Annotated in this window: 12 protein-coding genes; 11 read left to right on the top strand and 1 reads right to left on the bottom strand. The window is 51.2% G+C overall.

The window, feature by feature from the left end:
• Nucleotides 1-74 precede the first annotated feature (74 nt).
• From QEN31_RS19740 to QEN31_RS19690, 11 genes are all read left to right on the top strand, one after another.
• Nucleotides 75-3071 carry a chitinase gene (locus QEN31_RS19740; RefSeq protein ID WP_099949720.1) on the top strand — a complete coding sequence of 999 codons (2997 nt, stop codon included), beginning with the start codon at nucleotides 75-77 and terminating at the stop codon, nucleotides 3069-3071.
• Nucleotides 3072-3351: 280 nt separating this feature from the next.
• Complete coding sequence (locus QEN31_RS19735; RefSeq protein ID WP_000738617.1) at nucleotides 3352-4056, top strand: winged helix-turn-helix transcriptional regulator; 705 nt, start codon at nucleotides 3352-3354, stop codon at nucleotides 4054-4056.
• Between the two features lie 429 nt (nucleotides 4057-4485).
• Entirely contained in the window at nucleotides 4486-5028 is a 543-nt protein-coding gene (locus QEN31_RS19730; RefSeq protein WP_000743357.1) for a fimbrial protein BcfA, read from the top strand.
• Between the two features lie 100 nt (nucleotides 5029-5128).
• Nucleotides 5129-5815, top strand: a complete 687-nt coding sequence (gene bcfB, locus QEN31_RS19725) for a fimbrial biogenesis chaperone BcfB (RefSeq protein WP_000742551.1) — start codon at nucleotides 5129-5131, stop codon at nucleotides 5813-5815.
• Between the two features lie 4 nt (nucleotides 5816-5819).
• Nucleotides 5820-8441, top strand: coding sequence for a fimbrial usher BcfC (bcfC, locus tag QEN31_RS19720; RefSeq protein ID WP_001245854.1), 2622 nt, complete (start codon nucleotides 5820-5822; stop codon nucleotides 8439-8441).
• On the top strand, nucleotides 8442-9449 hold the full coding sequence (locus QEN31_RS19715; RefSeq protein ID WP_000701247.1) for a fimbrial protein BcfD: 1008 nt from the start codon (nucleotides 8442-8444) through the stop codon (nucleotides 9447-9449).
• Nucleotides 9450-9995: a fimbrial protein BcfE gene (locus tag QEN31_RS19710; RefSeq protein WP_001082039.1), complete on the top strand. Its 546-nt coding sequence runs from the start codon at nucleotides 9450-9452 to the stop codon at nucleotides 9993-9995. It abuts the gene before it with no gap.
• Nucleotides 9996-10010: 15 nt separating this feature from the next.
• Nucleotides 10011-10529, top strand: a complete 519-nt coding sequence (locus tag QEN31_RS19705; protein WP_001243232.1) for a fimbrial protein BcfF — start codon at nucleotides 10011-10013, stop codon at nucleotides 10527-10529.
• Nucleotides 10495-11226 (top strand): fimbrial chaperone BcfG, encoded by a 732-nt coding sequence (gene bcfG, locus QEN31_RS19700; RefSeq protein WP_001135039.1) that lies wholly within the window; start codon nucleotides 10495-10497, stop codon nucleotides 11224-11226. The genes QEN31_RS19705 and bcfG overlap by 35 nt, the downstream gene beginning before the upstream one ends.
• Before the next feature lie 64 nt (nucleotides 11227-11290).
• Entirely contained in the window at nucleotides 11291-12136 is an 846-nt protein-coding gene (locus tag QEN31_RS19695; RefSeq protein ID WP_000291392.1) for a DsbA family protein, read from the top strand.
• 38 nt (nucleotides 12137-12174) lie between these two features.
• Entirely contained in the window at nucleotides 12175-12462 is a 288-nt protein-coding gene (locus QEN31_RS19690) for a hypothetical protein (protein WP_000839833.1), read from the top strand.
• Between the two features lie 99 nt (nucleotides 12463-12561).
• Here QEN31_RS19690 and QEN31_RS19685 read toward each other — a convergent pair whose 3' ends face one another.
• A complete protein-coding gene (locus QEN31_RS19685; RefSeq protein WP_001250362.1) occupies nucleotides 12562-13011 on the bottom strand; it encodes a winged helix-turn-helix domain-containing protein in 450 nt (149 codons plus the stop codon).
• Between the last annotated feature and the right edge of the window lie 67 nt (nucleotides 13012-13078).

Genomic DNA, 13078 nt, shown 5'->3' with positions numbered 1-13078 from the left:
ATGTATTGGGCTTCATGATTCAAGCCCCGGTTTACCGGGGCTTTTCTCCACCAGGGACAGAGGAAGAGTAGACCATGACCATTTCCATTCACGCCAGCGCATTTGACGTCAACAGCTGGTATCAAAAAATTACCTTAACCTTCATCAATGAGAGCGGTAATGCGGTCGATATGAACCATGCCGCAATATCATTCACGGCTTCCGGGCACATCGACCCATGGGGAAATAGCGGCGGTACGCTCAAAGGGAACCTGCCGCTTACGCTGAATGATAGTTCGTATGGCACGCTGGAAACTAACAACATCATCATTAATAACAGCGATGCATTACTTCTTCAGCCGGGCGAACGCGGGACGCTCTCTTTCAGCCTCGCGGCGACGCAGGTGCCGGTAAAAATGTCCGCCATCACCTTGACGCTGGCGTCATCGTCATCCGAAGACGCAGAGTCTGAAACCCCATCCGATCAGGAGACGCCAGCGATACCCGCCGCAGACGAACAACCCGCCGAACCCGATGTGCCGGAAAAGGACAATGACCTTCAGGAACACGGCCTTACGCTTAACGTTAGCGAGTTGAATACCGCAAGTTGGTATCAACGCGTCACCTTTACGCTGACCAACCTCTACGCCCAGGCGGTAGATCTCAATCAGCTTCAACTGAATTTTACGGCCAGCGCGCACCCCGATCCCTACAGTCCGTTTCAGGGAACAATGTTGGGGAATCAGGCCGTGACGCTGGCCAGCGATGGGGGATGGCCCATCGAGAAGAATACCATCACCATTAATCATGACGGCGCGCTGATGCTGGCGGCGGGGGATACCGCCGAATTACAGTGCTATCTGGCCGCCACGCAGACGCCAGTTGCCATCAGCGATTTGAACGCGACGTTGGCCCATGACCCTGCCCGCCAGGGAAAAATTTGCGTTCATTTTCCTGCCATGACGCAGACCGTGGCGCTCAAACCGGTGATTGAGCTGCTGTTTCCTGCCGGCGAAACCCGGCGCTTTGTCGGTGAGTGGGGCGAGGTTCTGACAATAGGCGATCTTAGCGCAGGAACGTATCGGCTTACCGTACCGGTACTGGCGAATGATGAGATGCAAATCGCGCCAGTCGAGTCCTCTTTTACCGTTACGCTGCAATCCGGCGATGCCGCCGCGCAGGTCCAGGTATCCTGTCTGCCGATTGTCCGTTATGCCAGCGCGCGTCTGATGATTGACGCCCCTGCGCTTGGTAATGCGAAATTGACCGTTGAGATCGCCGATGCTACGCAAGCGGATGAGCGTACCGTCACGCTGATCGCCAACCAACCGCAGTTAATCACCCGGCTACTGGCGGGGCATCATTATACGGTCAATCTGCAGCCTGCGATGATTAATAACCGCTTTATATCGGCACCCATACAGCTTACGGGGTTTATCCCTGCTGCGGCGCAGATTGCCGAGGTTGCTGTCGCTTACCAACAGTCGGCGCTCGACACGGCGAGTTTCGTGACGGTGGATGCCACTATACTGGGCCTGCCCGATGGCGTCGCGCCGCAGCGTTATCTGTTCAGCAGCGGTAAATATCAGTACTCATTAATGCTGGAGAGCGGCAGCGATCGGCAGACGTTGGCATTACGCTTTGCACCCGGGCTGTATGATGTTCAGACGGACGACATTTTCATCGACAGTGTGCCGTGGCGTTGTGAACAGGCCGGGCCGCTACGGTTGTTGCAAAAGGTCAACCATGTGGCGCTGGAGTTTCTGCCCGGCGTGACGCTACAGGTAAAAGGTTGGCCTGATTACCTTGCTCATGGCGGCGTGACGGTTAACGCGCCAGAGACGGTTTCTCTTTATCGCGATATACCGTTTAGCGCGTTGTTTAAATACGATGGTTTTGACGGCGGCGGCGATCCGGTTCCGGCCGCGGAGGTTGACGTGAACGGGGATGGTTTTCTGGATTACGCGACGTTACCGATCCATAAAACCGTTGCGCTGGTGCGCCAGATAGAAAAAGAAGCCGGGCGTAGCGTCATGCCGGTAATGGTCATTTATACCGCGAATGCCAGCGGCGGTAGCGCGCTGGCGGATTTACAGGATGCGCAAAAGCTACGTAACCATTTTGGTAACTTTATTACCCAGTGTCTGGCGGCGCAGTCATACAAAGATGAGACGCATCCTGTCCCGGCCACCTTTGTGCTTAACCCGGATTTTCTCGGGGCACTACAGCAAGGACCGTATGGCTATACCGTAGTACGGCAAAAAAACAGTGTGCCGGTGAATGCCCAACTGGCGGCGGCGATACAAGCATTACCGGCGATGGCTGGCTTTATCGCGCCTTCGTTGCCGACGTTTAGCGACGATCTCTACGGCTATATTCAGGCGGTGAACTATCTTGTTCGTCAGTTTGCCCCGGATGTGGCTTTTGGCTGGCAGACGAATGTCTGGGCGACAGGAACGGCGGACTGGGTGCTGCGCGATACCGCTGATCCGGTAGCTGAAGGGCAGGCGATCGCCGGATTTATTCATGAACTGGGCGTTTACAGCGGAGAATATGCGCCGGACTTTATTGCGTTTGATAAATTTGAGTGTGACTGTTTCAGTCCTGATGCGCTTGCCCACTATGGCTGGAATGCGACATGCTGGCTTAATTACCTGGCGATGGTCAAACAGGTGACGAAAGCGCTGCTGACGCCCGCCATGCTGTGGCAAATCCCAGGCGGCCATATGCCTACAGTAGAAGAGGGCGTCAGTAAAATCAGCGCTGCGCACTTTGCATCCGGCGGAACCTTTTTTATGGGTGACGCCCGCATTGGCAGCGATCCTGACACGCTCTCTTTGCAGCTACTCAATACGGCCTTAAATAGCGCGACTTACGGCGTCCCGACCGTCGGCGACTTTTTACGTAAAGATAAAGGGTATGACTGGGGCCAAATGCAGGCGCTGAACCTACCGGACTTTAACGTCTTTTCGATCTTATGGGGCGGTGGTTCTACTATCAGTATTACGACAATCCATTCTAACGGTGAAGACGGCGGCTGGCTGGCGGATAAAATGGTAGAGTATTATGCTGCCCCTCGCTATTTCAGATAATATCACTGCTTATTTGCATTAATCTGGACTATTAGTTTGAGATTCGAAGGCGCGTTCTTTCGAATCTCTTTTCCTGCGCCCCCTGACCTCTCATTCTTTATGCGTAATTTGTTATTAATTTTCTGTAATCATTTTGTATTAAGAATTGTCTTAATCTTAAAAATATTGCGTATTAGTGCGTTGTGAATACAGAAATACTGCATAGCGATGTTATTTATTATTAATTTAAGTACTTTTTGAGAGGTTATACTGTGACGCTACATTGAGTAGACAACCGTTAATGAAAAAAATGATGAACGACGCTTTTGCTAAAGATAATAATGAGAATTCATTACACTCTTTTCTTTTTTCTCAGCAGGCTAAACCTCACGCGGCAATTGATGCCTTATTTTCGGCCTTGTTGCCATTTGGTCAACCGTTTACGCTGGGTATCGGCGATGAGTTTTATTTACAGGCAAACGATGAACACTACATTGTATTACTGGAGTCAGGCGTTGTTTCTTTCTGTCATGATGACAAACGACTCCATATATCTTCATCGTTTGCGCCATCGGTCGTGGGTATGGTTGACAGCTATGGCGCTACCTATAACGTCCCCGCGCGACCGGAACACTTTTTGCTCGCAGAAACGGTTTGTACCGGTAGATTTGTTCGCCTGCCGGATTTTATAAAAATCGCCGATGAATGCGATTTGTGGCACGACGTGGCCCGTTGTCTGGCTTACCGTCTGATGGTGATGAGCGCGCGCGATCGTGAATTAGTCGGCGTCGATTCTTATCTGAAAGTTCGGGCGCTGCTGACTGAAATCTGGGCTTATCCACAGGCCTACCGGGAAAGCATTATCGTGTTGAATTTTATTCAACGGCGTACCGGGATATCGCGCAGTCGGACCATGAAGATTCTGTCTGAACTAAAAAAAGGCGGGTATATCCATATTGATAATGGGCGGCTGACGGCGCTCGGAAAACTGCCAGTGGCGTATTAATGCACTATCCGCAACGATATATTTACATATCTCGACTGAATTTGCCTGGTATCGTTAATAGAATGTTTTACTGAAGGTTGTTATGAAAGCTATTTTTAAAAAGTCAATATGGCTAAAGGAGATAGGCCGAACGACTGGTGTAAAGTTAATATAAAACAACAGGTTATGCCTGGTCCTATAAAACCAAATGTCGATGATTGCAACTTGCCGTTGGCTTGCTAATAATTAATAACATCGTTATCTCATTATAACGTAAAGATAAACTCACGACGTTGAGTGGCTGTTTTATTGCTTCTGACATTTATATCAGAACAAGAAGACACTTTTTTTCGCATAAGAAAAAGTCGTGATATTGCTGTGAAGAAATATCAGCAGCCGTTTCGTTAAAAAATCTGATTACCCTTATTTTTATATTTAAAAGGAGCTTGAATGAAAAAGCCTGTACTAGCATTAATGGTCTCTGCCATTGCCTTTGGCGGAATGTTGTCCACCGCGCAAGCGGATACTACAACCGTCACTGGCGGTACGGTAAATTTTGTCGGACAGGTCGTTGACGCCGCCTGTTCTGTTTCCGCTGACTCTGTCGATCAGACCGTGACATTAGGCCAGGTTCGCGCCAGTAAATTAACCGAGGCCGGTATGGTGGCGAATCAAAAAGAAGATTTCACCATCAAACTGGAAGACTGCGATACTCAGACCAGCCAGAATGCGGCGGTGATTTTTAATGGCCAACAGGACGCAAACCAGCCGGGGTCGCTGGCGAATACCGCTGGGGCAGGTTCGGCGACGAATGTGGCATTACAACTTTATGGACCAGATGGCCAGGCGCTGAATATCGGTGAATCGTCCAGTACTGTTACCTTGAATGATGGCGAAAACGTTATTCCGCTTAGCGTGGATTATATCGCTACCGGTACGGCGACTGCCGGTAATGTTACCGCGACGGCGACATTTAGCATGGTTTATTCCTGATTCCTTATCGGGATTTTTTTCTCGTCTGTTGGGAGGCGAGAAAGGGGCGTTACGCGCGTCACTGCGCGTAACAAACCGACGGCATCAGGATATTACGCAGATGAAAAAAAACGTACCGATTTTCCTTCGATTATTGCTACTGCTGTCGGCGGCCGGCCTGTCGTTTGCCGCGCAGGCGGGAGGCATTGCGCTGGGCGCGACCAGGGTGATTTATCCGCAGGGAAGTAAGCAAACCTCCTTGCCGATTATTAATTCTTCTGCCAGCAATGTTTTTTTAATTCAGTCATGGGTCGCCAATGCCGATGGTTCACGCTCGACGGATTTTATCATTACGCCGCCTCTCTTTGTGATCCAGCCTAAAAAAGAAAATATATTACGTATTATGTATGTCGGGCCGTCATTACCGACCGATCGCGAAAGCGTATTTTATTTAAACAGTAAAGCGATACCCTCTGTCGATAAAAATAAATTGACCGGCAACTCCCTGCAAATTGCGACGCAAAGCGTGATTAAGCTATTTATCCGCCCGAAAAATCTGGCGGAGGCGCCAGCTCATGCCCCGTCGACGCTTCGCTGCCGTAACGAGCGCGGCCAGCTAACGATTACTAACCCTTCGCCGTACTACGTTTCGATGGTTGAACTGTATAGCGCGGGGAAAAAACTGCCGAATACTATGGTACCGCCGAAAGGCGCGATCACTCTCCCGGCGACGCCCGGCCAGGTATCTTTGCGCACGGTAAACGATTTTGGCGCAACGACGCCAGCACGCGTTTGTCCAGCTTCATGATGTTATGCGTAATCAGCTTTTCATGACGCGATATTACTCCAGCGTAACTAAACCCGTATTAACCCCGCTGGCGTTGGCTATCGCACTGGCGCCTGCGCCGGGGTGGGCGGAAAACTATTTCAACCCGGCATTTCTGTCTGACGACCCGTCTGCGGTGGCCGACCTATCGACCTTTTCCCGTAATGCCCAGGCGGCGGGGATGTATCGCGTTGACGTTTACCTGAACAATACGTTTCTCGCAACCAGAGACATTGCCTTCCAGGCGGTGAAAACGACGGGAAAAAGCGCGCCCACCGATGACAGCGGATTACGCGCCTGCCTGACGCCTGAAATGCTTAAAAATATGGGGGTAAACACCGGGGCGTTTCCACTGTTGGCGAAGGCGGCGGCGGGAAGTTGCCCGGATCTCGCCAGTGCGATACCGGCCGCCCGGACCCGCTTTGATTTTGCGCAGCAACGTCTCGACATTAGCATCCCGCAGGCGGCGATGGTTGCCAGCGCCAGAGGCTATATCCCACCGAAATACTGGGATGAAGGTATTAATGCGTTGCTATTGAATTACACCTTTACCGGCGCGAATAGTCAGGATCGGAGCCCAGGCGGCAGTGCGGAGAACAGCTATTTTCTTGGATTGAATAGCGGCCTTAATCTGGGGGCCTGGCGGTTACGCGACTACTCCACATGGAACGCGAATAGCGGCGATCAGAATAGCGACAGCGACTGGCAGCACATCAGTACTTATCTGGAACGTGATGTGGTCTTTTTGCAGGGAGAACTGACGGCAGGCGATAGTTATACCCCCTCCGCATTATTCGACAGCCTTCCTTTTCGCGGGCTACAACTGGCGTCTGACGACAATATGTTGCCAGACAGCATGAAGGGCTTCGCACCGACCATTCACGGCATTGCCAGAAGCAACGCGCAAGTGACCATTCGGCAAAACGGCTACATCATTAATCAGCGCTATGTGCCGCCCGGGGCATTTACTATTAATGATCTCTATCCTACCGCCGCCAGCGGCGATTTGACTGTGGAAGTCAAAGAGTCCGACGGTTCTATTAATCGTTATAACGTGCCCTATTCCGCCGTGCCGATTCTACAACGAGAAGGGCGGCTGAAGTATGCGGCGACGGTGGCGGAGTATCGCAGCGATAGTAGTCAAAAAGAGAAGGTGAAATTCAGTCAGGCGACCTTGATATGGGGGTTACCGCATGGTTTTACGCTGTATGGCGGAACACAACTTTCCAGTCATTATCACGCGCTGGCGATCGGCAGCGGCGCAAATCTGGGCGACTGGGGCGCGGTGTCGCTGGATGTCACCCAGGCTACCAGTACGCTGGCGGATAATAACACCTACCAGGGGCAATCGCTGCGTTTCCTGTATGCCAAATCGCTTGCACAGTCAGGAACCAATTTACAGCTTATGGGCTATCGCTATTCAACCTCGGGCTTTTACACGTTGGATGATACCACGTGGAAACGGATGAGCGGCTATGACGATGACAGTCGGACTGACAGCGATAAAAGCAGGCCGGAATGGGCGGATTATTACAACCTTTATTACACCAGGAGGGGGAAAGTACAACTCGATATCAATCAACAGCTAGGCGGGTTGGGATCGCTTTTTATTACCGGCAGCCAGCAAAGTTACTGGCACACTGATGAAAAGGATTCTTTGTTGCAGGTGGGATACAGCGATACGCTGGCGGGTATTGCATGGAGCGTTTCTTACAACAATAACAAATCCGCAGGCGATGCGGAGCGCGATCAAATTTTCGCGCTGAATATCTCGGTGCCGCTAAGTCAATGGCTGCAACACGGTGATGAGGTCACGCGCCATCACAATGTTTACGCTACCTTTAGCACCAGTACGGACAAACAGCATAACGTTACGCAGAATGCGGGCCTTAGCGGCACACTGCTGGACGAAAACAATCTTAGTTACAACATACAGCAAGGTTATCAGAATCACGGTATTGGCGAAAGCGGCGCCGCTAGCCTGGAATACGATGGCGCGAAAGGCAACGCCAATATTGGCTATAACGTTAGCGATAACGGCGATTACCAGCAGGTGAATTATGGCCTGAGTGGCGGCCTGGTGGCGCACGCGCATGGAGTGACGCTAAGCCAGCCGTTAGGCAATACCAATATTTTGATTGCCGCGCCGGGCGCAGCCAATGTCGGCGTTGTCGACCAGCCGGGTATTCATACGGACGCGCGTGGCTATGCGGTGGTGCCGTATGCGACAACATATCGCCAAAACCGTATGGCGCTGGACGTTAACGCCATGGCGGATGATGTCGATATTGATGACGCGGTGACTCGCGTTGTGCCGACCGAAGGCGCGCTGGTTCTGGCCCGCTTTAAAGCGCGGGTCGGCGCGCGTGCCCTGGTAACGCTGAATCATAACGGTAAGCCTGTACCCTTTGGCGCAACGGTGACGGTGAATGATCGCCATGCGGAGGCGATTGTTGACGAGGCCGGGGAGGTCTATCTTTCCGGGTTGTCAGCGCAAGGCGTTCTGCACGTTCGCTGGGGGAACCTACCGGATCAACAGTGCGTCGCGTCCTATCATCTCTCTTCCTCCCGTCAGATTCTGAGTCGACAACATGCGGAGTGTCATTAAATGAAAATACCTCTTTTATTTGCTCTGCTGGCGGGAAGTGTCGTATCGCAGTACGCCTTCGCAGACGTGTGTAAAAACGTTAACGGCGTGCCTTCCAGTATTAATTACGATTTAACGACCACTCTGACGGCAGAACAAAACCAGGTGGGAAAGACGGTTCAACTGGAAAAAAGCCAGGAAGTTAATGTACAGGCGGTGTGTCCCGCCGGCGCGTCGACCTATAGCCAGACTTATCGCTCCTATGTGTCGCCATATCCGGTCGTAGAAACGAGCGGTAACTGGAAATATTTAAAGCTGGACCCGGACTACCTTGAAGGCGGAATGCGAATTGAGGATTCTTCGGCGGGCGATATCTATCCGCCAATGAACAATGTCCTGATGGGATATGATGAAAATGTGAAAGCGGGTCAACCGTTTTACGTTCGTGACTCAAATCTGGAGTTTCAGCTCAAAATTGTTAAACCGTTCGTCGGCACGGTGAATATTAGTCCTAAGACTATGTTTAATGTTTATGTCATGACCGCCGCAGGCGATCCGCTGACAGATGTCGTGTACAGCATTCTTTATAGTGGAACGGTGACCGTACCGCAAAGCTGTGAAATCAACGCCGGACAAACGATTCTGGTAAATTTCGGCGCATTATACAGCGGCAATTTCAACCATGCAGGCCAAAAGCCGGAGGGGGTACGAGCGAAAAAATTCAGCGTACCGGTAAAGTGCAGCGGTCTGGATTCGCAGGTCAATTTAACAATGCGTCTTATCGCTACGCCGGATAGCCACGTTCCCCAGGCTATCGCTTCGGATAATGCCGATGTCGGCGTAGTGGTCGAAACCGATGAAGGAAACGCGCTTATCCCCAATGATGTACAGAGCGTCGCGCCTTTTATCACCGATAGCGCCGGACGCGCTAACATCACATTGCAGGCCTACCCGGTAAGTACAACAGGCGAAACGCCTGCGGAAGGGGCATTTACCGCACTGGCCAGCCTGCGAGTGGACTTTGACTAAATGAACAGATCACACTGCGCTCTTTTTGCCATGGGACTGATGCTGTGTCCACAAATCAATGCCAGCGCTGACGACCTCGCTTATAACCTCGAATTTACCGGCACTATTGTGGCGCAAACCTGCGACATAGATATTTCCAGTCTCAGTCAAAGTATTGATTTAGGGCAGTTTGCAGTTGGCGATTTCCCCTCGACGGGAACAACGACAAAATTTAAGCCCTTTAATATCAACCTCAAAAATTGTTCCCGAGGAATTACCGGGGCGAAGATCTGGTTTACCGGCGAACCCGATCCGGACAATCCCGCGCTACTGGCGATAACCGACACCGGGATGGGAAGCGGAAACATGTTAGCAAGCGGGGTTGGGGTGGAAATTCTGAATGATGATCAGGATACCATCAGTATCAATAATGCCGACTCGGTGGTCTATCCGTTGAAAGCCGGACGCAACACGCTGTCTTTTTATATTCGCTATAAATCGACCCGGCCGACGGTCACGTCCGGGAACGCGACGGCGGTCATGTATTTCGATATGCAGTATGAATGAGGAGCCATCGTAATTATGCGTAACGATATCCTGTACGGCATCGGGATGCTGCTGGCGGCATCCGGCGTCCAGGCGCACGATGGCCGGGTCTATGTTTCCGGAACCATCACGGACAATACGTGTTCGCTCTCTCCTGGCTCGGAAAATATTAACGTGGCGATGGGCGCGGTTTCTCAACGGCAGTTTTATCGCGCAGGCGACGGTTCCGCATGGCAACCTTTTGCTATCGATTTACAAAACTGCGGCAGCACTGCCAGCGGCGTAACGGTCAGTTTTAGCGGTGCGGCGGACAGCCGTAATACGGATTTATTGGCGCTTACCGCAGGGGAAAGCGACGCTTCAGGCATTGGGATTGCGCTTTATGATCAAAATAAAACTTTAATCCCACTGGGGCAAGAGAGTGATGTGGTGACGCTCAGTCCGGGTCAGGCGTCGGCGCATCTGCAATTTTACGCGCGTTATCTTGCCGATGGCGGCGCGGTAACGCCCGGGGACGCCAATGCCTCCGCAACCTTCATTCTTGCCTATGAATAAGTTCTTTTTACGCTGCGCGATATATTGGTGCTTGCTTCCCATATCATGGGCGCAGGCTGGCGTGGTAATTGGCGGTACTCGCTTTATCTATCATGCGGGCGCCCCGGCATTAAGCGTACCGGTAAGTAACCGTTCAGAAGCGTCCTGGTTAATTGATACGCATATTTTACCTGGTGGCCGCTGGCCAGGAACCAAAAACGAAGGGAATATCATGCCCTTCGTGGTCACGCCGCCATTATTTATGCTTTCAGCGCGCCAGGAAAACTCAATGCGGGTGGTTTATACCGGCGCACCGCTACCCGCCGACAGGGAAAGTCTGTTTACCTTGAGTATCGCCGCTATTCCCTCCGGTAAACCGGAAGCGAACCGTGTACAAATGGCGTTTCGTTCGGCTTTAAAATTGCTCTATCGCCCTGATGGACTCGCCGGCAATCCGCAGCAGGCCTACCGGCATCTGATCTGGTCGCTTACCCCCGATGGCGCGACGGTACGCAATCCTACACCCTATTACGTTACGCTCTTTTTATTACGTGCTAACGAGCGCGCCCAGGACAACGCCGGGGTCGTGGCTCCCTTTGCAACGCGTCAAACGGACTGGTGCCGGCACACGGTTCGCTGCACTGTGCGCTGGCAAAGTATTAATGACTATGGGCGGGTAATGCCAGCGCAAACCGTGGATCTGACGCGTATTCATTAACCTATTTTTCAGGCGTCTCCCGATAGCGGGAGGCTTTCCGAACTTATCGAACGAGACTTTTATTATGTATTATCACGCGTTAAAACTTTCCCGACTGGCGATGTTGACGTTGGCAGGCGTTGCCGTATCCGCCTCGGCAATCGCCGCCGATTCTGCCCCGACGTCGCAAATTGGTCCGACGGCGGAAGCCTACATCGTCAGTCATCCGGATAAAGTGGGAGAGGTCGTGGCAACGTATTTGGCCGAACATCCGGAATTTTTGGTCGCCGCCAGCGAGACGTTGCATCAGCGTCAGCAGATTGCGCAACAACAGGCGTATGTTCAACTGGCATTACAGTATCGTGCTGAGTTGCTCAGTAGCAGCAGTCCTTCCGTTGGGCCCAACGAGGCAAAAGCGGCGGTGGTGATGTTCTTTGATTACCAGTGCTCGTGGTGCAGCAAAATGGCGCCTGTGGTCGAAAACCTGATTAAGGCGAACCCGGATACCCGGTTTATTTTCAAAGAGTTTCCTATTTTTTCCTCCCGCTGGCCGGTATCCGGACTGGCGGCCAGAGTCGGCGAACAGGTATGGCTTACACAGGGCGGGGCGAAATATCTCGACTGGCATAATGCGCTTTATGCCACAGGGAAGGTGGAAGGCGCGTTAACGGAACACGATGTCTACACCCTGGCGCAACATTATCTAACGCCGACGCAGCTGGCCGCCGTAAAAGAAGCGCAAAGCAGCGGTGCAGTACATGATGCGCTCCTCACTAACCAGGCACTGGCGCAGCATATGGACTTTAGCGGCACGCCTGCTTTTGTCGTCATGCCTCAGACGCAAGACGGTGATGTAAAACGGGTGACCGTGATCCCGGGAAGCACGACTCAGGATATGTTGCAAATGGCGATTCAGAAAGCGAAGGGGTGATATTCGCTCAGAGGAGAACGCACAGGAGTGAAAGTAAAATGAAGTCTATGCGTTGCGTCATACCGGTGATTTTACTTTCCTTTATCGTTCATGAAGGGACAGCGAAACCGACCGCTCAGATTCATTTTATGGGATCGGTTGTTGAGGCAGGCTGCTGGAATGACGTAGGAACCTTAGAAATTCAATGCCATAATAAAGAGGGAGTTGAACGTTATATTATTGTCGAGAATATTATCACGCCGATATCGTCTCCTCATGCAACGGTAAAACGAGATTATTTGGATGAAGATAAGCAATTAACAGTGCTACGCATTGTCTATGACTGAACCGCGTAGCAGACCGCAGATGGTGTCCCGTCAGTGTCGTGTGAGAATATTATGAAAAATGTTCTCACCTTCCCGGGACACGGTCTACAGACTTTATCTTCAGATAAACGGCGCTAAAAAGAAAAGCACGAACAATAAAAAAAGAGTGGGAATGCCAATAGATATAATTTTATTACATCGGTGAGTATGATATTGAATAGCTTGTGGCGGTATGTCAGCAGCGTCAATGATAAATCTTTCATCGATTTTTATCCCCTGCCTGGGGAGCGTAACGAACAGTTCGAAAAGCCCGATTTGTTGTAAATCTCGTCGCAGCAGATAAAGAAGTTGCGTCAAATTAGCATCGCTAACAAATTGACTTCGCTCTCCCCAAACTGCGTGTGAAATCATCTCCCGCGTAATCAGTTTCTTGTAGGCATTTTCAAAAAGATAGCTTAAACAACGCGCACGCATTAGCGTCACCTTTAGCACTTTTTTATCATGTAATGATATTATTTCTCTTAACGACTCATTATAAATAAATTCGTTATTAATAGTATATTGTCTCATGAATTCACTCCGTTTTGATATTCATAAGGTACGTTTCACACTGTCAGTGTGTTCACTGGCGGTAAAG

It is taken from the genome of Salmonella sp. SA15303, from assembly GCF_029962125.1.
GTDB classification, from domain to species: domain Bacteria; phylum Pseudomonadota; class Gammaproteobacteria; order Enterobacterales; family Enterobacteriaceae; genus Salmonella; species Salmonella enterica.
This window is presented reverse-complemented; position numbering and strand designations above follow the sequence as displayed.

Excerpts from the sequence above, each read along its gene's own strand:
- QEN31_RS19695 (WP_000291392.1), top strand. The coding sequence starts at position 11,291 with ATGTATTATCACGCGTTAAAACTTTCCCGACTGGCGATGTTGACGTTG.
- QEN31_RS19685 (WP_001250362.1), bottom strand. The coding sequence starts at position 13,011 with ATGAGACAATATACTATTAATAACGAATTTATTTATAATGAGTCGTTA.
- QEN31_RS19705 (WP_001243232.1), top strand. The coding sequence starts at position 10,011 with ATGCGTAACGATATCCTGTACGGCATCGGGATGCTGCTGGCGGCATCC.
- QEN31_RS19715 (WP_000701247.1), top strand. The coding sequence starts at position 8,442 with ATGAAAATACCTCTTTTATTTGCTCTGCTGGCGGGAAGTGTCGTATCG.
- bcfB (WP_000742551.1), top strand. The coding sequence starts at position 5,129 with ATGAAAAAAAACGTACCGATTTTCCTTCGATTATTGCTACTGCTGTCG.
- QEN31_RS19735 (WP_000738617.1), top strand. The coding sequence starts at position 3,352 with ATGAAAAAAATGATGAACGACGCTTTTGCTAAAGATAATAATGAGAAT.
- QEN31_RS19710 (WP_001082039.1), top strand. The coding sequence starts at position 9,450 with ATGAACAGATCACACTGCGCTCTTTTTGCCATGGGACTGATGCTGTGT.
- QEN31_RS19740 (WP_099949720.1), top strand. The coding sequence starts at position 75 with ATGACCATTTCCATTCACGCCAGCGCATTTGACGTCAACAGCTGGTAT.
- bcfG (WP_001135039.1), top strand. The coding sequence starts at position 10,495 with ATGCCTCCGCAACCTTCATTCTTGCCTATGAATAAGTTCTTTTTACGC.
- QEN31_RS19690 (WP_000839833.1), top strand. The coding sequence starts at position 12,175 with ATGAAGTCTATGCGTTGCGTCATACCGGTGATTTTACTTTCCTTTATC.
- QEN31_RS19730 (WP_000743357.1), top strand. The coding sequence starts at position 4,486 with ATGAAAAAGCCTGTACTAGCATTAATGGTCTCTGCCATTGCCTTTGGC.
- bcfC (WP_001245854.1), top strand. The coding sequence starts at position 5,820 with ATGCGTAATCAGCTTTTCATGACGCGATATTACTCCAGCGTAACTAAA.